At 66.6% G+C, this 1128-nt stretch carries 1 protein-coding gene; it reads left to right on the forward strand.

The window, feature by feature from the left end; translation table 11 throughout:
* The coding region (locus ACYVDE_RS23625) for a hypothetical protein (RefSeq protein WP_460503973.1) at positions 1-1128 on the forward strand (1128 nt) is incomplete at both ends.

A 1128-nucleotide genomic window follows, 5' to 3' on the forward strand; every position in this document is an offset into this window, starting at 1 on the left:
GGCCGCCGCCCCGCTGCCGCCCGCCGTACCCCTCGAAGCTTGGCGCGTGCACGTGCTGGCCACTAACTTGGCCACCGGTGAGTTGACCGTAGAAATGGACCGGCCCGCCGACGGCCACCCCGCCGGCCCGTTCGACGTAGTACTGCCTGAGGCCTACGCTAGTCTGCTGCCCACCGCCGCCGCATTGCATCCCACGCTGCATCTCATCGGCCCGGTGCAGCGGCCCGACGGCCGCGTGCAGCCCCGCCGCGTGGTGCTCGAACCCGATTACCTCATCAGTGTGACGACCGTGGCCGAGTGCGCCCAGAAGGACGGTACCATTCCCGAGTGGGCCCTCATCAGTGCCTTTCTGCCCGATGAAGTTTCGCGCCCGCTGGTGCTGGGTAACCTCGTCAACATGCTGCTGGACGAGGAAGTAAGCCACGCCGCCCGTCACGAGGAGCTCAACAGCCAGCGCAAAGACGCCGTCGAAAAAGAGCGAATGAGCGCGCTCGCTAATCTATTGGAAAAGGGTAGGCCCGGGCAGGGTTTCTCAAGGAATACCTTCAATGGAATCGAAAACACCTTCGATTCCGCGTCGTCTGGCTTCCACTCTCCCTCGGACTCTGCGCATCAAGCAGATGCGGGACTGGCCCCGGGGGGGGGGCGTGAGGCGCCCGGCAGCGCCGACTTCGACCTCGAGCATTTCCTACACAAGCGCCTGTTCCGCCTTGCGCCGCTGGCTCTGAGCACCCTGCCCGAGTTCCAGACCCGCACCGGCGTGCCCGAGCTGTTCAACGACCTGCGGCGCCACCACCGCACCCTGCGCGACACCCAGCGGCGCGGCTTCGTGGCCGACAGCCGCACCGGCTATCAGCAGCAGCGCCTACGAGTGGCCGACTGCTTCCTCGAACCAACCTTTCTCTCGGCCACCTACGGCCTGCAGGGTCGTCTCGACCTACTGCACGAAAGCCCCACCGGCTACGACCTCATCGAGCTGAAAAGCTCGAAAGCCGTGCCCGGCGGCCAGCCCTGGACCAACCACACCGCCCAGGCCCAGCTCTACCGCCTGCTGCTCGAATCAGTGTTCGGGGCCGACGGCGAAACCGCCGGCCGCGGCCGCACCAGCATTCTCTACTCCAGCGCCGC

The sequence above is a fragment of the Hymenobacter agri genome (assembly GCF_054778495.1).